This is a genomic window from Streptomyces vilmorinianum (assembly GCF_005517195.1).
Classification (GTDB): Bacteria; Actinomycetota; Actinomycetes; order Streptomycetales; family Streptomycetaceae; genus Streptomyces; species Streptomyces vilmorinianum.
Window position 1 is genome coordinate 7270328 of record NZ_CP040244.1, and the last position, 19893, is coordinate 7290220.

Annotated in this window: 15 protein-coding genes and 1 tRNA gene; 5 read left to right on the forward strand and 11 right to left on the reverse strand. The window is 71.0% G+C overall.

Annotated elements, in window-relative coordinates; translation table 11 throughout:
• Nucleotides 1-145: 145 nt before the first annotated feature.
• The 6 genes from FDM97_RS33835 to FDM97_RS33860 form a co-directional block, all read right to left on the reverse strand.
• Nucleotides 146-1528: an aldehyde dehydrogenase family protein gene (locus FDM97_RS33835; protein ID WP_137994288.1), complete on the reverse strand. Its 1383-nt coding sequence runs from the start codon at nt 1526-1528 to the stop codon at nt 146-148.
• A complete protein-coding gene (locus FDM97_RS33840; RefSeq protein WP_175439336.1) occupies nt 1528-2586 on the reverse strand; it encodes an acyl-CoA synthetase family protein in 1059 nt (352 codons plus the stop codon). Before FDM97_RS33840 ends, FDM97_RS33835 begins: the two co-directional genes overlap by 1 nt.
• Before the next feature lie 124 nt (nt 2587-2710).
• Complete coding sequence (locus tag FDM97_RS33845; protein WP_137994289.1) at nt 2711-4075, reverse strand: MFS transporter; 1365 nt, start codon at nt 4073-4075, stop codon at nt 2711-2713.
• 224 nt (nt 4076-4299) lie between these two features.
• Nucleotides 4300-5721: an FAD-binding oxidoreductase gene (locus tag FDM97_RS33850; RefSeq protein ID WP_254705852.1), complete on the reverse strand. Its 1422-nt coding sequence runs from the start codon at nt 5719-5721 to the stop codon at nt 4300-4302.
• Between the two features lie 202 nt (nt 5722-5923).
• Nucleotides 5924-6868: an AfsR/SARP family transcriptional regulator gene (locus FDM97_RS33855; RefSeq protein ID WP_254705853.1), complete on the reverse strand. Its 945-nt coding sequence runs from the start codon at nt 6866-6868 to the stop codon at nt 5924-5926.
• 95 nt (nt 6869-6963) lie between these two features.
• Entirely contained in the window at nt 6964-7584 is a 621-nt protein-coding gene (locus FDM97_RS33860) for an NADPH-dependent F420 reductase (RefSeq protein ID WP_137994291.1), read from the reverse strand.
• Between the two features lie 123 nt (nt 7585-7707).
• Between FDM97_RS33860 and FDM97_RS33865 the strand changes: the two genes are divergently transcribed.
• On the forward strand, nt 7708-8838 hold the full coding sequence (locus FDM97_RS33865) for a helix-turn-helix domain-containing protein (protein WP_137994292.1): 1131 nt from the start codon (nt 7708-7710) through the stop codon (nt 8836-8838).
• A gap of 241 nt (nt 8839-9079) precedes the next feature.
• Here FDM97_RS33865 and FDM97_RS33870 read toward each other — a convergent pair whose 3' ends face one another.
• Entirely contained in the window at nt 9080-10807 is a 1728-nt protein-coding gene (locus FDM97_RS33870; RefSeq protein ID WP_137994293.1) for an FG-GAP repeat domain-containing protein, read from the reverse strand.
• 343 nt (nt 10808-11150) lie between these two features.
• Nucleotides 11151-11226, reverse strand: a tRNA-Thr gene (locus FDM97_RS33875).
• Between the two features lie 156 nt (nt 11227-11382).
• Between FDM97_RS33875 and FDM97_RS33880 the strand changes: the two genes are divergently transcribed.
• From FDM97_RS33880 to FDM97_RS33895, 4 genes are all read left to right on the forward strand, one after another.
• Nucleotides 11383-12786: an RNA-guided endonuclease InsQ/TnpB family protein gene (locus FDM97_RS33880; RefSeq protein WP_137994294.1), complete on the forward strand. Its 1404-nt coding sequence runs from the start codon at nt 11383-11385 to the stop codon at nt 12784-12786.
• 356 nt (nt 12787-13142) lie between these two features.
• A complete protein-coding gene (locus FDM97_RS33885) occupies nt 13143-14240 on the forward strand; it encodes an ABC transporter ATP-binding protein (RefSeq protein WP_137994295.1) in 1098 nt (365 codons plus the stop codon).
• Between the two features lie 190 nt (nt 14241-14430).
• A complete protein-coding gene (locus FDM97_RS33890) occupies nt 14431-14844 on the forward strand; it encodes a hypothetical protein (RefSeq protein WP_137994296.1) in 414 nt (137 codons plus the stop codon).
• A 51-nt stretch (nt 14845-14895) separates the two neighbouring features.
• Nucleotides 14896-15612: a nucleotidyltransferase family protein gene (locus FDM97_RS33895; protein WP_137994297.1), complete on the forward strand. Its 717-nt coding sequence runs from the start codon at nt 14896-14898 to the stop codon at nt 15610-15612.
• A gap of 111 nt (nt 15613-15723) precedes the next feature.
• On the opposite strand, the gene FDM97_RS33900 is transcribed toward FDM97_RS33895, so the two are convergent.
• The 3 genes from FDM97_RS33900 to cysS all read right to left on the reverse strand — a co-directional run bounded on the left by FDM97_RS33900 (nt 15724) and on the right by cysS (nt 19853).
• A complete protein-coding gene (locus FDM97_RS33900; RefSeq protein ID WP_137994298.1) occupies nt 15724-17229 on the reverse strand; it encodes a DoxX family protein in 1506 nt (501 codons plus the stop codon).
• 166 nt (nt 17230-17395) lie between these two features.
• Complete coding sequence (rlmB, locus tag FDM97_RS33905; protein ID WP_137994299.1) at nt 17396-18355, reverse strand: 23S rRNA (guanosine(2251)-2'-O)-methyltransferase RlmB; 960 nt, start codon at nt 18353-18355, stop codon at nt 17396-17398.
• Between the two features lie 97 nt (nt 18356-18452).
• Nucleotides 18453-19853, reverse strand: coding sequence for a cysteine--tRNA ligase (gene cysS / locus FDM97_RS33910; RefSeq protein WP_137994300.1), 1401 nt, complete (start codon nt 19851-19853; stop codon nt 18453-18455).
• Between the last annotated feature and the right edge of the window lie 40 nt (nt 19854-19893).

Genomic DNA, 19893 nt, shown 5'->3' on the forward strand with positions numbered 1-19893 from the left:
CGGGAACGTACGCGGGGACGGGAGCGCGGACGGGAGCGCAGGCCAGGGCGCACTTCAACCTCCAGGGGACGGACGGAGATACGAAGGCGCCGGACGAGCGGAGGGTGTCCGCTGTCCGGCGCCGGGGGGCCTCACCGAGGAGGTCTCACCGCTGGGCCACCATGCCCTTGGGCTCCAGCAGGAACTGCGTGTAGTTGTCGTCGTGGGGAATGCCCGGCACGGCCGTCCACGGCAGCACCGTCCCGCGCGTCACCTTGCGCACGCTCGGCTCACGGACCGCCTCGTCGACCAGCTCTTCGCGATCGGTGAGGACGTTGAGGACGAGGGACTCGCGCAGCGGCGCGACGCCGTCCGCGTCGGTCCAGGGAGCGACGATCACGAACGGGAAGGGCAGCTCGGTGCCGACCGCCGGATGGTCGGCGCGGTCGGCCGACAGCACGACGGGCCGCGGCAGGAACGAGCCGTCGTCGAGTTCGACGACCGGGTCCCCGGAGTCGAACCCGACGCTGTGATCGGTCAGTTGGGCGCGCAGGGCGGCGACCTGCTCCCGGATCTGCTCGGCGCGCGCACGGTCCACGACCAGCAGCGTCGCCTCGTCCTCGGTGGCCGGCAGGGAGGGCAGCCGGCCCAGCCGCTCGGCCAGCCGGTCGGCGACCTCGCCCACCGGACGCGTGGTCAGCACCGCGGACAGGTTCGTGCAGCGCGTGCCCCCGTCGAAGGAGGCGGAGAGCGCCAGGTGGTCGACGACCGAGTCGTCGAGGTCCTGGTCGAGAAGGGCCTTCGTACGGCCCGGCCCGCGCACGGCCACCGACTCCCGGTCCTGCCACTGGGCCACCGCCCGCGCCCCGCCGTAGATGATCCCCCGGTCGGCCTCCCGCAGCAGGAAGTCGCCGACGGCGTGCGCGCACGGCAGGAACGCCACCTTGGCCGGTTCCAGGCCCGCCGCGAGGAGCGCCGCGATCAGCCGCCGCGGGGTGAACGGATCGCGGCTGCCCGGCTTCACGAGCACGCTGTAGCCGTGGAACAGCGCCTGCACCCAGGAGACGTTGGGCACCGGGTGGTTGCTCGCCATCACCGCGGCGAACACCCTGCCCCGCGGCACCCACCGGGTGCCGAAGCCCTCACCGAACCGCGTCCCGGGCAGCTCGGCGGCCGTCGTCTCGGGCAGCTCCCCGATCTCGGCGACCAGGTCCCTGACCGCCTGGTCCATGGCCGCCGCCGTGAGCCCGGTCGCGTGGGAGACCCGCAGCACGTACTCCTGAGGGGTCTCCCCCTCCAGGGTGGCGGTGGCGAACAGCCGGGCCGCCTCGGTGAAGATCTCCGTCGCCGGCGCCCGGCCGTCCGCGTGCGTACGGATCTCGTTGAGGGCCGCGAGGGCGAGCAGCCGGGGGGCGTTGCCGATGTCGGCGAGGTCGCCGCCGAGGACGCTGGGCAGCCGGGTGCGGTCGGCGCTGGCCGTGGTGCGCCCGCAGATGTACGGGTCGACCGTGATCGGAGCCGGAGCCGGAGTGGGGGTGGGGGTGCCCATCAGTAGACCCCCTCGATGATGCGCACGCCGTCGAGGGCGGTGTACGTCTGGACGTCGGCGAGCCCGTCGACGACGGAGCCGGGACCGGGCGCGAGGCGTACCGCGCTGTCCCGCTCCAGGATGTTCGGCAGGAACATCTCCTCGGCGACCAGATGCAGCCGCACCCGCCCCCGCTCCCCGTATGGCACCAACGCACCCTCGTCGTCGACGAGTTCGAGGCGCGTGGTGACCGGATAGGGCTCGAAGACACAGGGGTACGGGTCACCCGGCGCCGCGGGCCGCTGCGGGGCCACGCCCATGAGGCTGTTGCCGTAGATGCCGACGACGGCCTGCCCGGGGAAGAAGACCTCGTCGAGCTGGCGCAGGCTCTCGGCGCTGATGGAGGTACCGGCCCAGATGATCGCCCGGACGCCGTCGCGGATCCGCGCGTGCAGCTTCGGCCGGGCGCAGATGGCCTCCAGGAGCGGCGGGGTCGTGTTGAGGACCGCGATGTCCTGCGACTCCAGGATGGTCTCGGCCTGGTCCAGCAGGTGCTGTACGTAGTCGTCGGCCTCGTCGGTCCGCCCCGCGCCCAGCAGGTGCTTGACCCAGCGGGGGTCGAGGTCGACGGTGTAGAAGACCCCGCCGCCGAGCGCCGCGTAGCGCGAGACGTCGAAGCCGATGACGTGCGGGCCGCTGGGGCCGAGGTGCAGCCAGTTGCCGTCGCCCGGGACTCCGGACGCGATGAGCCGCTCCCTGGCCCACTCCAGGAGCGTGGAGCGGTAGCCACTGTCGACGATGCGCTTGGGGGCGCCCGTCGTACCGCCCGAGTCGTAGACGCGGAACGGCCGGCCGGCAAGCCCGCGCGGGATGAGCCGCTGGGCCGGGACGGTGCGCAGTTCCTCGCTGACGTCGGGGAAGCGGGCCAGATCCGCCAGGCCCGTGATGTCGGTGAGCGGATCGAAGCCCAGTCGGCCCTTCTTGCCGAGCCAGAACGGGGAGCCGGTGTCCTCACCGAAGTGCCAGGCCATCAGCTTCCGTATGTGCGCGTCGAATTCGGTGTCGGAATGAGGTGTCATGGCGTCTCGTGTTCTCCTCGTCGCAGAAAAAAGGGCGCCGGCCGGATCATCGTCCGGCCGGCGCGCATCGGGTCCGTATCGTCCTCATCTCCGAGCCGGAGACGGCGTACGGCGGGGGCGGCGGCTACCGCTCGCGCTGCGTCAGGGTGAGCGCCGCCAGGCAGGCGATCAGCGGGAAGGCCGCCACGATGCCGAGCGCGGTGGACAGGGACATCGACTTGGCCAGGGCGCCCGCGGTGGCGCTGCCCACGCCGCCGCCGACGAAGAACGTCAGGTTGAGCAGCCCCATCGCACCGCCGCGCAGGGCCGGTTCGACCCGCGCCGACATCAGCGCCGTCGTGACGACCTGGGTGACGGCGAAGGCCGCGAAGCCGAGCGAGGCTCCGACGATCAGCAGGGCGGGCGCCGGGGCCCCGGCCAGGGACGTCGCGAGGACGCCCGCCGTGGCGGCGGCGATGGCGGCCAGCAGCCTGCTGCCGCCGGTCCCGGCCGGAAGCCGGCCCGCGAGGCGGGACAGGACCGCGCCGACCACCGCGCCCGGCAGCAGCCACGTACCGATGGCGAGGACGCTCCACTGGTGTTCGCGCACGAGGATCTGCGGGACGGCGTACATGGCGGCGAACAGTCCCGCGTAGACACCGATCCCGGTGACGGCGGCCCGCAGAAACATGCTGTCCTTCACGAGCGGACGCGGGACGAAGGAGGCCGCGGCGGTACGGACGCGCCAGACCAGTCCGGCCGTGGCCACCACGAGGGCGGCGGCGAGCGCGACCACCACGGTGGTGGACAGGCTGAGCGCCGAGGCCTGGATGAGCAGCAGGAACGAGGTCGCCGCGGCCGTCAGCAGCGCGGCACCGGGCAGATCCAGCTTGCGGCCCGAACCCGGCCGCACGGAGGCCGCCTGCAGACAGAGCGGAACGACGAGCAGCGACAGCGCCGGCAGGACGAGCGTGATGCGCCAGGTCACCCACTGGGTGAAGACACCGCCGGCCAGGGTCGCGCTGGCCGAGAAGACCGCCATGGTCGCGCCGAACCCGGCCAGGACCTTCGGCCGCGCGGCGGGCTCCGACGACGCCGTGAGGGCCAGCGCGCCGGAGGTCATGGCCCCGGAGCCGGCGGCGAGCACGAACCGGCCCGCGACCAGGACGCCGAGGTTGGGGGCGAAGAGGCAGATCACGGCGCCGACGGCCAGGACGAGCGAGCCGATCAGCAGGGAGGCGCGCACGCCCCTGGAGTCCGCGAGACGGCCGAACAGCGCGGTGCCGACCCCGAGCGCGAGGGCGTGGGCGGTCAGCACCCACGCCGCGGCGGACGGGGTGGCGTGCAGGGCGGCCGCCACGTCGGGCAGCGCGACACCGGCCGCGGTGACACCGAACACGGCGGGTCCGAACAGCGCCCCGTAACGCAGCCCGGCGGAGCGGGCGGTGCCCGAGCCTGCCCGGGCGGCTGGAGCGGCCTCGGGGATCGAGACGGCTGGGTCGGTGGCCATGACAAGTCCTTTGCTGTCAACGGGGAACGAGGAAGAAGCGGCGAGCGCGGGGGGGGGCGCGGACGCGGGGGAGGCGCGGACGCGGACGCGGGGGCTGCTCGCGGGCGCGGGGGAGGCGCGGACGCGGACGCGGGGGCTGCTCGCGGGCGCGGGGGAGGCGCGGACGCGGGGGCTGCTCGCGGGCGCGGGGGAGGCGCGGACGCGTGCGCGGGGACGGGCTGCGTCTACCGCCCCGGGGCGACCGTGTGCCCGAGCCGGAACAGGTTCCGCGGGTCGTAGGCCGCCTTGACCCGGGCGAGACGCGCGTACGTGGGCTGGTCGAAGCAGTCCGGCGTGGCGTCGGCCGTGTCCGGCCCGGCAAGGAAGTTGAGGTACCTGCCGCCGGTGCCCCACCGCGCCATCGGGTGCAGCACGCTGTCGGCCACGCCGGGAGGCGAGAGCGTGGAGAGGGTGAAGGCCCCGTCCCGGTTCCCGACCGCGTTGGGAACGGACGCGGCACGGGACAGCGCCCCACCGAGGTGCCGCAGCTCCACCATCAGGTCCGCGCACTCCGACTCGGGCCCGGCCAGCGCGAGGAGCTCCTCGACCGCCACCGGGCTCAGATCGCGCAGCACGATGTTGCGTTCGTGGTACGGCATCGGCTCGGTGGGATCCTGGTGGATCTCCGCGACATCGGTGTACGGAATCTCCCGCACGGAGTCGACGAGGGCCGGCCCGACGTCCCGCAGCGGACGCACCAGCCGCTCCCCGTTCTCCTTCGAGCCGGCGAACGCGATCCGGACGTGTACGGCGAGCCGGCCACGGAGGAACTCCGGCACGACCGGCACGTCGGGCAACCGCAGCAGCGCGAGCGAGGAGGTCATCGCCTCGGGCACCTCGCGGGTCCACTCCCGCCACGTGCGCAGCACCTCGGGGGCGAGCTCCCCGGGGAAGTACAGACCGCCGCCGTACAACTGCCCGACCGGCACCAGGCCGAACTCCAGGGCGGTGACGATCCCGAAGTTCCCCTTGCCGCCGCGCAGCGCCCAGAACAGCTCGCTGTGCTGGGTGGCCGAGACCACGCGCGGCACCCCGTCGGCGGTGACGATCTCGATCCGGGTGACATGGTCGGCGGCGTACCCGTACAGCCGGCCCAGCGGACCCAGACCGCCGCCGAGCGTGTAGCCAACCACACCGACCAGCGGGGACGAGCCGTTGAGTGGAGCGAGCCCGTGGTAGCCGGCGGTCGCGATGACCTGGTGCCACTGCGCGCCGGCCTCCACCCGGGCGATCCGCGCGATCGGATCCACCGCCACGGTGTTCATCCGCCGCGTGCTGACCAGCACCCCGCCCTCGGCGGGCGCGGCGATGCCGTGGCCGGTGGCCTGGACCCCGATGGGCAGATCCAGCCGGCCCGCGAACTCCACGGCCGTACGTACGTCCTCGGCGCCGACCGCCGCGACGATCAGCGCGGGACGGTGCCGCGCGATCCGGTTGAACCCGTCGAGCTCCCGCTCGTAGGCCGCGTCCCCGGGCAGCAGGACCTCGCCCTTGAGCCGCGCCACGAGCCGGTCGATCGCCTCCTCGGTGAGTGAGGGAGCGAGTTCGCCCGGGACCGAGAAGGTCTGTTCGCCCGAGCCTGAGGGGATCCGCAGATTCTCTGCCACTGTCCCACGTCCTTTCCGCCGCACCTGCAACGTTCAGCAGTCTTTCTTTGCGGGCGGTCCGGCCCCATCCCTCGCAGCCAAGGGACTCGCGCCGTCGTCTCCCCCTCACTTGAGGGGGAGACAACGTTCGCCTCAGGCGTTTTCGCTCAGGCGTTTTCGCTCAGGCGCTCTTGCTCAAGCGCTCTTGCTCAAGCGCTCTTGCTCAAGCGCTCTTGCTCAAGCGCTGGCTGCGCGCGTGCGCCTCGCGCAGCGACGCGATCTCCTCCTCCAGAAGCGCGATCCGGTCCTCCGTACTCAACTCGCAGGCGGGCACGGCCGCTTCCTGACGGCGCGGCGCCGGAGCCGTCGGCTCCCGGTGCAGCAGATCGCCCAACGGCTCCTGCCCCGCCTCCCCGTCCAGAATGAGCTGCTCCAGTTCGCGCAGCCGGTCCCCCGGCTCTATCCCGAGCTCGTCCGTGAACCGGCGATGCGTGTCCCGGTACAGCGCCAGCGCCTCGGCCGTACGACCCGACCGGTACAGCGCCAGCATCAACTGCGCGCACAGCGTCTCCCTGAACGGGTACTGCGCCACGCTCAGCGCCAGCTCACCCAGCACCTGACGGTGGTGCCCGAGCTGGAGTTCGAGTTCGAAACGGCACTCGATCGCGGCGTAACGGTCCTCGTGATACTTCAGCGCCACCGTCTCCAGGAGCGGGCTGTCCAGCCCCTCCCCGATCGGCCCCCGCCACAGCCGCAACGCCTCCTGGAACCGCAAAGCCGTCGATTCCCCCGGTGAATCCCCGTCCTCCGCCCTGATCCGGGCGACCAGATTCTCGAAATGGTGCAAGTCCACGGCATCCTGCGGAACCCGCAGCCGATAGCCCGCCGCCTGGGTCTCGATCCGGGCCGGCGCCCTGGCCGCCGTCAGCTGCCGGCGCAGCCCGGACACGCAGATACGCACCTGGCTCCGCGCCGAGGCCGGCGGATTCTCACCCCAGATCGCCTCGATCAGCCGCTCCACCCCGACCACCCGGTTGGCCTCGATCAACAGCATGGTCAGCAGGATGCGCTGTCTGTTGCCCCCGAGAGCGATCTCCCCGCGCTCGCCATGGACGGCCAGCGCGCCGAGTACGAAGAACGAAAGGTGCGTCACCATGATTTCCCCCATCACAGATCACTTCACGTCGAATGCGTTCACGCAACTCCCGCGCGATGCAGTGCCCCCCGCACCGAGCGCTCCCCACAGGCCCCGTGGCCCGCGGACTACCAGCCGGGCAGGAACTTGAAGCCCCAACTCCCGGCGATCAGCAGCCGGTCATGGACCGCCTGCCCCAGTCGTGCCATCTCCTCGAGGGCCCGGGCGCCGCCCACGCCTCCGGCGTCGAACGCCCGCAGCCCCGAACGGTCCACCAGCTCCACCACCGCGACCTTCGCCCCGTCGTCGTCCGACGCCACGAACACGTCCAGCGGCTGCCCGTCGATCTCACCGCGGAACAGAGCGTCGGCGTTCGTGGTCGTGAACGCCTTGACCCACCGCACCCCCGGCGCGATGTCCGCCAACTGCTCGAGACCGTTCGGAACCGTGCCCGAGCAGCCGGGCACACTCATGTCCACCACCACCTTCCGCTCCAGCAGCGCCGCGCGGCTCCTCGCGACCCGCACCACATCGGTCCAGTCGAGTGCGAGCACCACCACGTCCGGCTTCAGGGCGGCGGCCACCGTGGTCGCGATGACCCGCCCCGAAGCACCCTCGGACGCCTCGGCGGCGGCCTTGCGGGCCTTTCCACTGCTGCGATCGGCCAACAGCGCCACTGCTCCCGCGAGGGCCGACCGCCTGGCGACCGCCCGGCCCATGGCTCCCGCTCCGATGATTCCAATCCGCATGATCGCCAGCCTCGCGCGGATTCGCCCCACTTCCCATCCCGCAACCAAGGGGGACTCGAACAACCGGCCACCCCCCTCAACTGAGGGGTTGGACCTCCACCGCCCGGATGCCACGATGCTTGGATGACCAGTTCGACTGCCACCCGCACCGAGATCGGCCGCAACGAACTGCTCGCGCGCGCCGCGAAGGCGACCGACGCCCTGAGCATGTTCGCCGAGGCGTCCGCCCAGCTCCGCAGACTGCTGCCGTACGACGCCGCCGTCTGGCGCGTCACCGACCCCGTCACCGGCATGATGACCGCCCCCATCCGCGCCGAGAACCTCGACGAGGGCGGCTGCGCCGTCTACTGGGAGAGCGAACTGTTCACCGAGAACGTGAACCTCTTCCGCGACCTCACCCAGGCCCCCGTCCCCGTCGCCGGACTGCGCCAGGCCACCGGCGACCTCCCCGCCCGCAGCACGCTCTACCAGGACTTCATGCGCCCCCGCGGCCTCCAGGACGAACTGCGCGCCGTCCTGCGCGTCGGCGGCCGCCCCCAGGGCCACATCAGCCTCTTCCGCGCCAAGGGCCGCGAGGCGTTCGGCACGGCCGAGACCAACCTGATCTCCGGACTGATCACCCCGCTCGCCAGGAAGCTCCGCTCCTTCTCCGAACCGCCCTCCCAGCCCGTCCCCGACGCCTCCCACGGCCCCGGCCTGCTGCTCTTCGACGTCACCGGCGCCCTGCTCTCGGCCAACGACGACGCCCTCGCCCACCTGGAGGACCTCCCCCCGGGCCCCTCCGTCCCCTCCCCCATGGGCCTGCGGATCCCCGCCTGGGTCCAGTCGACCGCCATGCGCGCCCGCGCCATCGCCCAGGAACGCGACCGCGGCCAGGCCCGGGTCCGCATCCGCACCCGCACCGGCCGCTGGCTGGTGTGCCACGCCTCCTGCCTGCGCCAGGCCGACGGCACGCTCGGCGCCTCCGCCGTGGTGATCGAGCCGGCGAAGACCTCCGAGATCGTGCCCCTCATCGTCGACGCGTACGAACTGACCGACCGCGAGACCGAGGTCACCCAGTGCATCGCCCGCGGCCTGCCCACCGGCGAGATCGCCGAACAGCTGCACCTGTCCCCGCACACGGTCCGCGACCACATCAAGGCCGTCTTCGAGAAGGTCGGCGTCTCCAGCCGAGGCGAACTGGTCGGCAAGCTCTTCACCGAGTACTACGCACCCCTGACCGAGAAGGGCATCGTGCGCGTCACCACCGACTGAACGCCACGCCCGCCCACCGCGTCGCATAGCGCGACCAACCCCCACACAGCACAAACGCGTGGCGCGCCGAATGGCGTGATCCACACTTCCCCGCACCCGATGGTGCCAGGAAGTCGGGCGAACACTCACCCGTGCCGAGAGAAATGGCCGGTTACGGGCCAGTACGCGCCGAAACGCAACGGCCCCGGACCGAAGTCCGGGGCCGTGCGAGTCAGAGCGGATCGCAGCAGGTCAGCGCAGATCAGAGCAGGCTGTTGTACGTGCTGCCCGCGACGCCGCCCCAGCCGGTACCGAGCTTGGTACGGGAGGAGTACGGCGCCGCCGCGTTACCGGTGCCCTTGTACAGCCAGAACACCCCGGCACCGTCGCGCGCGACCAGGTCGGCACGGCCGTCGTCCGTGAGGTCACCCGGCGCCGTCAGGAGCGGGTAGATCCCCCAGCCGGTACCGACCTTCACACGCGCCGCGAACGGAGCCGCCGCGTTGCCCGTGCCCTTGTAAAGCCACAGCGCGCCGGACGTGTCACGGGCGAGGAGATCCGCCTTCTTGTCACCGGTGAAGTCACCCGTCCCGGTCAGCTGGTTGTAGATCTGCCAGCCGGCACCGATCCGCGTACGGGGCGCGAACGGCGCCGTGTTGCTGCCCGTGCCCTTGTACAGCCACAGCACACCGGCCGTGTCACGGGCGATCAGGTCCGCCTTGCCGTCGTTCGTCACATCGACGACGCCCGTCAGGGAGTTGTAGATCCCCCAGCCCGCACCGACCTTGGTACGCGGCGCCAGCGGCGCGTACTCCTCACCGGTCGTCCGGTAGTACCAGAGGACACCGGAACCGTCCCGGCCGACCACACCACTGCCCGTCGCCTGGACCGTGACCGGCGACAGCTTGGCGAGCGCGTTGTAGATCTGCCAGCCGCCGCCGACCGTCTCGACCCAGTCACGGAACGGCGCGGCCGCGTTGCCGGTGCCGTGGTGCCACTGCAGCAGGCCGTTCTTGTCCCGCGCGAGCATCGCGTGATGGGTCGGCACCGGACGCGAGCTCTGGATCGAGAAGGTGCTGCTCTTCTCCGGGTTGCCCGTGCCGAAGCTGTACACCTCGTACACGGCCTGGGCGTCGATCTTCCACGCGGCCGCCGAGGCGCCCGCCTTCAGCGTGTACGAGACGGTGACGTCGGCCGGCCCGCCCTCGCCCGGATCGACGTCGCAGTACACACCGCCGTACTCGATGTCGAGGCTGTGGTCGCACGTGGCGATGCCCGAATCGGTGGTGACCCCCGTGATGTCGACCTGGAGCTCACCCTCCTCCCAGTACCGCTGCCCCTCGGACGGCGCGAAGAAGACATCGAGCCGCCCCTTGTCCACCGCGTGCACGGTGACCGACTGGGTGACCTGGCCACCCGCCGGCAGCGCCGGGGTGTTCAGCGCCAGCGTGTTCTGCGCGACGTGCTCCAGCGACTTCACCGTCACCGTACGAGCGGCATGCCGACCGTCCTCGGCCACATTGGCGACCGTCTGCGCCTGCTTCACGGCCTGCGCCAGATCCGCACCACGTGGGGCGTAGACGACGCCGTAGTGCAGCGTGGTGCCGTGCGCGGCCGACGCGGCGGCCTCGACGTTGATCCCCGGGAAGGGGTTGTTCTCGTTGACGGGGCACGTGTACACCCCGACCACACCCGCCCGCGGCGCGCACGAGTCATAGACGTCCAGCGTCATCCCACCGGGCAGCCCCGCCTGCGTCCAGGCCGGATCGGTCAGCGGGGCCTTGCTCAGGGCATAGACGAGGGTTCCGTCAGCGGTCCCGTCGATGCTGGTCGGACTCAGCTCGGCCCAGCCCTCACCGGGCTGCAGCACCTGGTCCTCGATGGTGAACCCGTAGAACTCATCGGCGGCGACGGCCGGCCCGGCCGCCCCGGTGACGATCCCGGCCACCAGCAAGGCGGCCGTCCCCCCGAGAGCAACGATTCTTCGCACGAAATCAGTCCCCTGTGAACGAACGAAACAAGTAGGCACGCACACGGTCGTCCACCGCCACGGCCACGCCAGGCACAACACCCCCCGGGCGCGTCCGCAACGTACCCCACAAGATCACGCCACCGCGCCCGGATTCACCCACGACAGGTCCGGACGGTCAACTCCAGGGCAAACGAACAGCCCCGGGACAGCGCGACCGTCCCGGCCTCTGCCCACGCGCCGATCAACCCATGGGGACGCCGACTCATCCCGCCGCATCCCTCTCCGGAAACACCCCACTGACACGCACACCCCCGTAACGCACAAGTGTCCCGGACCTGAAGGGTCCGGGACACGAGATTGGTGGAGCCGCCTGTCGGAATCGAACCGACGACCTAAATATTACAAGTATTTCGCTCTGCCAACTGAGCTAAGGCGGCACTACCCGCGTCACTCACGGACGCGAGGCTCTCCCACTCTACACAGCACTGCGAACCGCCAGCCAAGAACTTCACGACCGCCGTAACCACCCGCCCAGACGTTCGTTGATCGGACTGAAGTGCAGTTCCGACTATCGGACAGCAAGGGGAGGGGCGATGGCGGAGCCGTCGGAGGAGGAGCCGGTACGTGTCGTCGGTGCCGAGGCCAAGCGCGTGAAGCGCGAGGCGCTGGGCATCGCCGATCGGCGCAAGCATCCGGCGCGCGCCGCGCTTCCGATGCAGCGCCGCGCGAAAGAGGCGGGCACGCAGCAGCGGGTCTACCGCTACCGCTTCTACCCCACGCCCGACCAGGCCGAGCAGCTGCTCCAGACCTTCGGTGCCTGCCGATGGGTCTACAACGAGGGGCTGGCTCTGCGGTCCGGTGCCTGGGAGCAGCACCGTGTCTCGGTCGGGTTCGCGGAGACATGCCGGGCTCTGACCGGGTGGAAGCGGGCCGAGGGGAGGGAGTGGTTACGGGAGGTGTCGTCGACGGTGTTGCAGCAGGCGTTGCGGCATCTGGACGGGGCGTTCTCTCGGTTCTTCAAGAAGTCGGCGAAGTACCCGAAGCGGAAGAGGAAGGGTCGGTCGCGGGATTCGGCGACGTACGTGCGGACCGGTTTTCGGTGGGTCGAGGATCCGGAGCGGCCGGGTACGGGTCTGGTGACGCTGGCGAAGCAGTCCGCGCCGCTGGATGTGCGGTGGTCGCGGCCTTTGCCGGCGGGTCAGGTGCCGGTGCGGTTGAACGTCACGCGGGATCGGGCGGGGCGGTTCTTCCTGTCGGTGTTGGTCGAGGAGCGGATCGAGCCTTTGCCGCCGGTGTTCCTTCCGGGCGGGTGCGAGCCGAAGGCGGTGGGACTGGATCTCGGTCTGGCGGCGCTGGTGACGTTGGACGACGGTTCGGTGCTTGAGCATCCACGTCTGTTGAAGAAGTACGGGGAGGAGTTGGCCCGCCGCCAACGGGCGATGCATCGGAAGAAGAAGGGGTCGAAGAACCGGGGGAAGGCCAGGGAGCGCATCGCGCGTCTGTACGCACTCATCGGCGATGTCCGCAGGGATCTGTTGGATCAGCTCACCACCCGCCTCGTGCGCGAGAACCAAGTGCTCGTGGTGGAGGACCTGCCCATCGCCAATCTGATGCGTCCGGCCGTCGGGAAAGGGCGCCGCCGGAAGGCGAAACTGAATCAGACGATCCGGGATGCGGCGTGGGGTGAGCTGCTGCGGCAGTTGCGCTACAAGTGCGAGTGGTACGGGCGGACGCTTGTGATCGTGGACCGGTTCTTTGCCTCGACGCGGCGATGTTCGGCCTGCCATGCGAAGGGGCCTCGGCTGGATGTATCAGTCCGGGAGTGGGTCTGTGGTGAGTGCGGTGTCGTGCACGGGAGGGACAAGAACGCGGCGGTGAACCTCCGAGACGAGGGGATGCGGCTGTACTGGCTTGTGGCGGCCGCGCTGCCACCGGGCAAACCGACACCTTCGATGATCCGCGCGTCGGCGCTGCCCGACGCCGTCTTGGCCGCGTAGGACGGACGTGCTGTACGGACCGACGGGCCGTCGGCCGGAATGCCTGTGGAGCTCGCGTAAGACCGGCCTGGTGTGGCCCTCAGGGTCGTGCTGGATCGGCAATGGGTGTTGAAGCAGGAAGCGTCACGTGCATGGCAGGGCCTAAAATCCCGCGCTCTGCCTCACGGGGCGCCAGGTCAAAAGTGCGGCGCTCGGCCTCGCGCCGAGCCCCGTCGAAAATCTCACCGCCGCCAGCTGCTGACAGATCGGACATCGCCAAGGTAGCGTCACGGGGAGTTCGCTCCGGTGGACTAGACCCATCCTTCCTTTACAACGGATCGTCCGGCACGTTCCTGCCGGTGAAGGGACACATCGCCATGGCTTCTGTCACGTTCGACAAGGCGACCCGGCTCTACCCGGGTTCCGACAAGCCCGCCGTCGACCAGCTCGAGATCGAGATCGAGGACGGCGAGTTCCTCGTCCTCGTCGGCCCGTCCGGCTGCGGCAAGTCGACCTCCCTGCGCATGCTCGCCGGTCTGGAGGACGTCAACGGCGGCTCCATCCGCATCGGTGACCGCGACGTCACGCACCTGCCGCCGAAGGACCGGGACATCGCCATGGTGTTCCAGAACTACGCGCTGTACCCGCACATGACCGTCGCCGACAACATGGGCTTCGCGCTCAAGATCGCCGGCGTCAACAAGAGCGAGATCCGGGCCAAGGTCGAAGAGGCCGCGAAGATCCTCGACCTCACCCCGTACCTGGACCGCAAGCCGAAGGCGCTCTCCGGTGGTCAGCGGCAGCGTGTCGCGATGGGGCGCGCGATCGTGCGTGAGCCCCAGGTGTTCCTCATGGACGAGCCGCTGTCGAACCTCGACGCCAAGCTCCGTGTCTCCACGCGTACGCAGATCGCGAGCCTCCAGCGCCGTCTCGGCATCACGACGGTGTACGTCACCCACGACCAGGTCGAGGCCCTCACCATGGGCGACCGCGTCGCCGTGCTGAAGGACGGTCTGCTCCAGCAGGTCGACTCGCCGCGCAACATGTACGACCGCCCGGCCAACCTCTTCGTCGCCGGCTTCATCGGCTCCCCGGCCATGAACCTGGTCGAGGTGCCGATCACCGACGGTGGCGTGCGGTTCGGCAACAGCGTGGTCCCGGTCTCCCGTGACGCGCTCTCCGCCGCCTCCGCCAAGGGCGACACGACCGTCACGGTCGGTATCCGCCCCGAGCACTTCGATGTGTCGGGCGCCACCGGCAAGGAGGGCCTGGCCGTCTCCGTGAACGTCGTCGAGGAGCTCGGCGCCGACGGTTACGTCTACGGCTCCACGCACGTCGGCGGCGCGGACAAGGATCTGGTCGTCCGTGTCGGCGGCCGTGCCGTCCCGGAGAAGGGCTCCACGCTGCACGTGGTGCCGCGCCCGGACGAGCTGCACGTCTTCTCGACCTCGACGGGTGAGCGTCTCTCCGGCTGACCCCGCGGCGACCATACGGCCCCGCATCTGTTGCAGATGCGGGGCCGTTCGCCTATGTCGATAAATACCCCGGCACAACCGCCAATTCGGACAGTGTCGTCAACACGGGATTCGAAAAGCCGCCTCGAACCATCCCTCGCGAGAGTGACTAAATGTCGCCATATCTTCACTGACCGCTACGCTCACCTGCGTGACGCACACTGCCCGCCGAATCGGCCGCTCTCTCGCTCTCGTCCTGCCCGTCGTCCTGGTGCTCTCCGGAACGCTCGCGGTGTCCGCCGTTCCGTGGGCCGGCCAGGGCTCCGGGACCCAGATGCTCACCGCATCCTCGGAGGACGTCTCCGTCCCCGCCAAGTCCCGTGCCCCGCAGGATATTCTGCGCGACCGGCTCCTCGCAGAACTTCAGGAGAAGGACCCCGGAACGGCTCTGACGCACCTCCAGCGCGAGGTCGAGAACAGCCCGTCGCTCGCCAAGCACTGCATGTCCATCGCCCGCGCGCTGGGCAAGGCCGCCGTCCGCTACTACGGCCCCACCCGCGCCCAGTCCTACTCCCGCCCGGTCTGCGACACCTCGTTCGCGACCGGTGTCATGTACGCGAGCTGACCCCCGCCACGCCGATCAGCTCTCTCGCGGGGTACGCATATCGTTCGCGGTATGGATACCTCTCCGACGCAAGCCGTGGTCCTGGCGGGCGGCCAGGGCTCGCGCCTGCGCCCGTACACCGACGACCGCCCCAAGCCGATGGTCGAGATCCCGGGCACCGGGACCCCGATCATCGGCCATCAGCTTTCCTGGCTCGCCTCCGAGGGCGTGACGGATGCCGTCGTGTCCTGTGGCCATCTCGCCGAGGTGCTCCAGGAGTGGCTCGCGGACGCCGATCTGCCGCTCCGTGTGACGACCGTCGTCGAGTCGGAGCCGCTGGGCCGTGGCGGCGGCCTCAAGTACGCCGCCGCGCATCTGCCTGAGCCCGGGCAGCCCTGGTACGCCACCAACGGCGACATCTGGACCCGCTTCTCCCTGCGTGAGATGGCCGAGTTCCACGCCGAGCGGGACGCCACCGCCACGCTCGCTCTCGCCCGCCCCCGGATCCCGTGGGGCGCCGTCGAGACCGACACCTTCGGGCACATCACCGACTTCATCGAGTCGCCGCCGTCGCCGTATCTCATCAACGCGGGCGTGTACGTCTTCTCCGCCGCGTTCACGGAGCTTCTCCCCGACCGGGGCGACCACGAGCGCACCACGTTCCCCCGGCTGGCCCGCGAGCGCCGTCTGGCGGGCTTCCCGCTGCCCCAGGGGGCCTACTGGCGGGCTATCGACACCGCGAAGGACCTGACCGAGGCCGCGAAGGAGCTGGCCTCTCAGGGGACCTGAGAGCCGTTTCACGTACGGCCTCGCGTACCGCTTCACGCACAGAGAAGGGCGGCACCGCATGCGCGCGGTGCCGCCCTTCTCGTACGAGCCCGTACGTCAGCCCAGCAGGTGTCAGCCCAGCAGGCCGCCGATCGGGTTCCGGTTGCCGCCCGTCGTCGACTCGTCCGTGGGGGCGTCGGAGCCACTGGTCCCGCCCGTGCTGGTCGGTCCCGAGCTGGTGGTCGGCGGGGGCGCGGGCCGGGACTGGGTCGGGGTGCGGCTGCTGCCCGTGCCCTGGGTCGCCGTGGGCCGGCTCTCCTCGATCCGGCCGGTCTCCCGTGCGGTCTCGCGCGGCTCGGCCGTCTCCTCGTCCTCGCGCTCGCCGCTCGCCCCGGCCGTCTCCGACGGCTTGGGGGTCTTGGAGGCGGTACGGGAGGGGCTGCTCGTGCCGGGCTCCTGCGGGAGCGGCCGGCCGGGCAGGTGGTTGATCGGGTCGTCGTTCGGACCGGGCACGGTGACCATCTCCGTGGACCGTACGGCTCCGCCGAGCACCGAGCCGGTGAGGAGCGTGAGGCCGACGACGACGGAGGCGAGGAGCGTCCCGCGGCGCAGGACGCGGCGGCGGAGCTGCCAGAGTTCGGAGCGGGGTCCGAGGGTGCGCCAGGCTTCGCCGGCGAGGCGGCTGTCGAGGGAGTAGACGGGGGCGCCGGCGATGATCAGCGGGGACCAGGCGGCGAGGAAGATGATGTCGGCGGAGTCGTAGACCGGGACGGTCTTCCAGCTGACGGTGAGGATCAGGGCGGCCGAGAGCAGGGCGCCGATGACGGCGGCGACGCGCTGCCAGAGTCCGAAGACGGTGAGGACGCCGACGACGACCTGGAGGAAGGCGACGGTCAGTCCGGCGCCGACGGGGTGCTGGAGGGCGAAGTCGCGGAGCGGCTCGGCGAGCGCCCAGGGGTGGAGCGAGTTGAGCCACTTGACCATGGAGCCGCGTTCGCCGCCGTCGAAGTAGACGGGGTCGCAGAGCTTGCCCATGCCGGCGTAGATGGAGATGAAGCCGAGGAAGACGCGGAGCGGGAGGAGCACCACGCCGAGGTTCATCCGGCGGCCGGGATAGTAGGCGTGCCGGACCGGGTCGGCGCCGTGGCGGTGCGGGCGGGCGTGGTCCCCGTCGCCGTCCTGGGCGGCGAGGTCGTCGTACGTCACCTCCTCCGGGAGGTCGTACGCGCCTTCGGCCCGCCGCATCGGGGGCAGGAGCGGGGGCCCGTCGCCGACGACGGGGGTCGGCATGGTGTCGTCGATGCGCGGGATGGCCTGGGTGACTCCGGCGTCCAGCGGTTCCAGCGTCGAGACGGAGGACTCGCGTACGGCCTGGAGCAGTCCGGTGGCGCCGGGGTCGCCGGGCGCGGACCGTCCGGTCCAGACGACGGGGCGGCGGCGGCCCGCTGCCGCGCCCGCCGGTGTCCCCAGGGGGGAGAGCCTGGGGGCGGCGAACTTGGGCTGCTGCGCCGGCGCGAGCCGCACACGGAAGCTGGCGTGGTTCACGATGACCTGCGCGGGATCGGAATCCACTTTGACCATGCTCAGCGCGGGCTGATCGTCGAACCCCGGCCGGGGCGTTCTGGTGTCCACACTCATCTAACCGAGTGACGCGGGGTTAGGACACTGCTTGACAGGACTCGAAATGTCCGAGACCCGTCAAGATCGCCGGGGGTACGGGAAAGGGCCCAGCTCAGCGAGGTGGGCCCTGTTCCATGGCGGTGCCGGTGCGGTGCCGGTGCGGTGCCGGTGCGGTGCCGGTGGGTCAGTGGGCGCGGCGCCGGGCGACCTCGTAGAGGACGATTCCGGCGGCGACGCCGGCGTTCAGCGACTCGGCGCCACCGGGCATCGAGATGCGCACGCGGTAGTCGCAGGTCTCGCCGACGAGGCGGCCGAGGCCCTTGCCCTCGCTGCCGATGACGATGACGACCGGGCCGTCGAGCGCCTCGAGGTCCTCGACGGTGTGCTCGCCGTCGGCGGCGAGGCCGACGACGGTGAGGCCCTCCTTCTGGAAGCCCTCCAGGGCCCGGGTCAGGTTGGTGACGCGGGAGACCGGGGTGCGGGCGGCGGTGCCGGCCGAGGACTTCCAGGCGCCGGCGGTCATGCCGGCCGCGCGGCGCTCGGGGACGACGACGCCGTGGCCGCCGAAGGCGGAGACGGAGCGGACGATCGCGCCGAGGTTGCGGGGGTCGGTGACGCCGTCGAGGGCGACGATCAGCGGGTCCTCGTGGGCGTCGTAGGCGGCCGCGGTGAGGTCCTCGGGGTGCGCGTACTCGTACGGCGGGACCTGGAGGACGAGGCCCTGGTGGTTCAGGCCGTTCGTCATCCGGTCGAGCTCCTGGCGCGGGGCTTCCATCAGGTTGATGTTGCCGCGCTCGCCGGCGAGCTTGAGGACGTCGCGGACGCGCTCGTCGTTGTCGATGAACTGCTGGACGTAGAGCGTGGTCGCGGGGACGCCGTCGCGCAGGGCCTCGAAGACCGGGTTGCGGCCGACGACCATCTCCGAGGTGCCCTTGGGGCCGCCGCGGCGCGGGGCGGGGCGGCGGGCGGCGGCGTGCTTGGCCTGGGCGTTGGCGATGCGGTTCTTCTTGTGGCCCTTGCGGGCGGAGGCGGGCGGCGTGGGGCCCTTGCCCTCGAGGCCCTTGCGCCGCTGGCCACCGCTGCCGACCGTCGCGCCCTTCTTGTTGGACGTGCGGCGGTTCCTGCGCTGGCTGTTCCCGGCCATGACTACCTAATCCTCGGTGTTGCGTACATAGGTCTGTAAGTGAAGTGTGCCGCCCGGCTGCCCGAGCGGCACACCCGAGCGGCACATCAGTGGCGCCTCAGCGCGCGCCCAGCGTCCAGCGGGGGCCGTCGGGGCCGTCCTCGATGGCGAGGCCGGACTGGGTGAGCTGGTCGCGGATCGCGTCCGCGGTCGCCCAGTCCTTGCGCTCGCGCGCCGACTCGCGCTGCTGGAGCACGAGCCGTACGAGGGTGTCGACGACGCCGTGGAGTTCCTCGCCGCGGTCGGTCTCCTCGGCCCAGTGCGGGTCGAGGGGGTCCAGGCCGAGGACGCCGAGCATGGCGCGGACCTCGGCGAGGCGGGCGATGGCCTCGTCCTTGTCGTCGGCGGCCAGCGCGCTGTTGCCCTGGCGTACGGCGGTGTGGATGATCGCGAGCGCCTGCGGGACGCCCAGGTCGTCGTCCATGGCCTCGGCGAAGGCGAGCGGCACCTCGGGGGCGGGCGGGACGGGCTTGCCGGCCTTCTCCGTGACGCGCTGGACGAAGCCCTCGATGCGCGCGAACGCGGACTCGGCCTCGCGCAGGGACTCCTCGCTGTACTCGATCATCGAGCGGTAGTGCGGGGTGCCCAGGTAGTAGCGCAGGACGATGGGGCGCCAGTTCTTGACCATCTCGGAGACGAGCACCGAGTTGCCGAGCGACTTGGACATCTTCTCGCCGCTCATGGTGACCCAGGCGTTGTGCACCCAGTACGAGGCGAAGTCGTCGCCGTAGGCCTTGGCCTGGGCGATCTCGTTCTCGTGGTGGGGGAAGATCAGGTCGAGGCCGCCGCCGTGGATGTCGAAGGCGGCGCCCAGGTACTTGTGGGCCATGGCCGAGCACTCCAGGTGCCAGCCGGGTCGGCCGCGGCCCCACGGGGTCTCCCAGTCGGGCTCGCCGGGCTTGGACGCCTTCCACATGGCGAAGTCGCGCGGGTCGCGCTTGCCGGTGATGCCTTCCTCGGCGGGCTGGCGCAGGTCGTCGATGTCCTGGTTGGACAGCGCCAGATAGCCGGGGAAGGAGCGCACGTCGAAGTAGACGCTGCCGTCGGCCTCGTAGGCGTGGCCGCGCTCGATGAGGCCGCGCATCATCTCGACCATCTCGGTGACATGGCCGGTGGCGCGGGGCTCGTAGGTGGGCGGGAGGCAACCGAGGGCGTGGTAGCCGTCGTTGAAGGCGCGCTCGTTGTCGTAGCCGATGGACCACCAGGGGCGGCCCTGCTCGGCGCCCTTCCTGATGATCTTGTCGTCGATGTCGGTGACGTTGCGGATGAACGTGACGTCGTAGCCGCGGTACTCGAACCAGCGGCGCATGATGTCGAAGTTGAGCCCCGAGCGGATGTGGCCGATGTGCGGGGCGGCCTGCACGGTGGCACCACACAGGTAGATCGAGACGCAGCCCGGCGTGAGCGGGGTGAAGTCACGGATCTGCCGGGCGCTGGTGTCGTACAGGCGAATAGTCACCACTCCAGGGTAGTGGGCGTGTGGTAGTGCCCCGCGACCG

Excerpts from the sequence above, each read along its gene's own strand:
- FDM97_RS33845 (WP_137994289.1), bottom strand. The coding sequence starts at position 4,075 with ATGGCCACCGACCCAGCCGTCTCGATCCCCGAGGCCGCTCCAGCCGCC.
- FDM97_RS33900 (WP_137994298.1), bottom strand. The coding sequence starts at position 17,229 with ATGAGTGTGGACACCAGAACGCCCCGGCCGGGGTTCGACGATCAGCCC.
- FDM97_RS33895 (WP_137994297.1), top strand. The coding sequence starts at position 14,896 with ATGGATACCTCTCCGACGCAAGCCGTGGTCCTGGCGGGCGGCCAGGGC.
- FDM97_RS33860 (WP_137994291.1), bottom strand. The coding sequence starts at position 7,584 with ATGCGGATTGGAATCATCGGAGCGGGAGCCATGGGCCGGGCGGTCGCC.
- FDM97_RS33835 (WP_137994288.1), bottom strand. The coding sequence starts at position 1,528 with ATGGGCACCCCCACCCCCACTCCGGCTCCGGCTCCGATCACGGTCGAC.
- FDM97_RS33880 (WP_137994294.1), top strand. The coding sequence starts at position 11,383 with ATGGCGGAGCCGTCGGAGGAGGAGCCGGTACGTGTCGTCGGTGCCGAG.
- FDM97_RS33855 (WP_254705853.1), bottom strand. The coding sequence starts at position 6,868 with ATGGGGGAAATCATGGTGACGCACCTTTCGTTCTTCGTACTCGGCGCG.
- FDM97_RS33885 (WP_137994295.1), top strand. The coding sequence starts at position 13,143 with ATGGCTTCTGTCACGTTCGACAAGGCGACCCGGCTCTACCCGGGTTCC.
- FDM97_RS33840 (WP_175439336.1), bottom strand. The coding sequence starts at position 2,586 with ATGACACCTCATTCCGACACCGAATTCGACGCGCACATACGGAAGCTG.
- rlmB (WP_137994299.1), bottom strand. The coding sequence starts at position 18,355 with ATGGCCGGGAACAGCCAGCGCAGGAACCGCCGCACGTCCAACAAGAAG.
- FDM97_RS33865 (WP_137994292.1), top strand. The coding sequence starts at position 7,708 with ATGACCAGTTCGACTGCCACCCGCACCGAGATCGGCCGCAACGAACTG.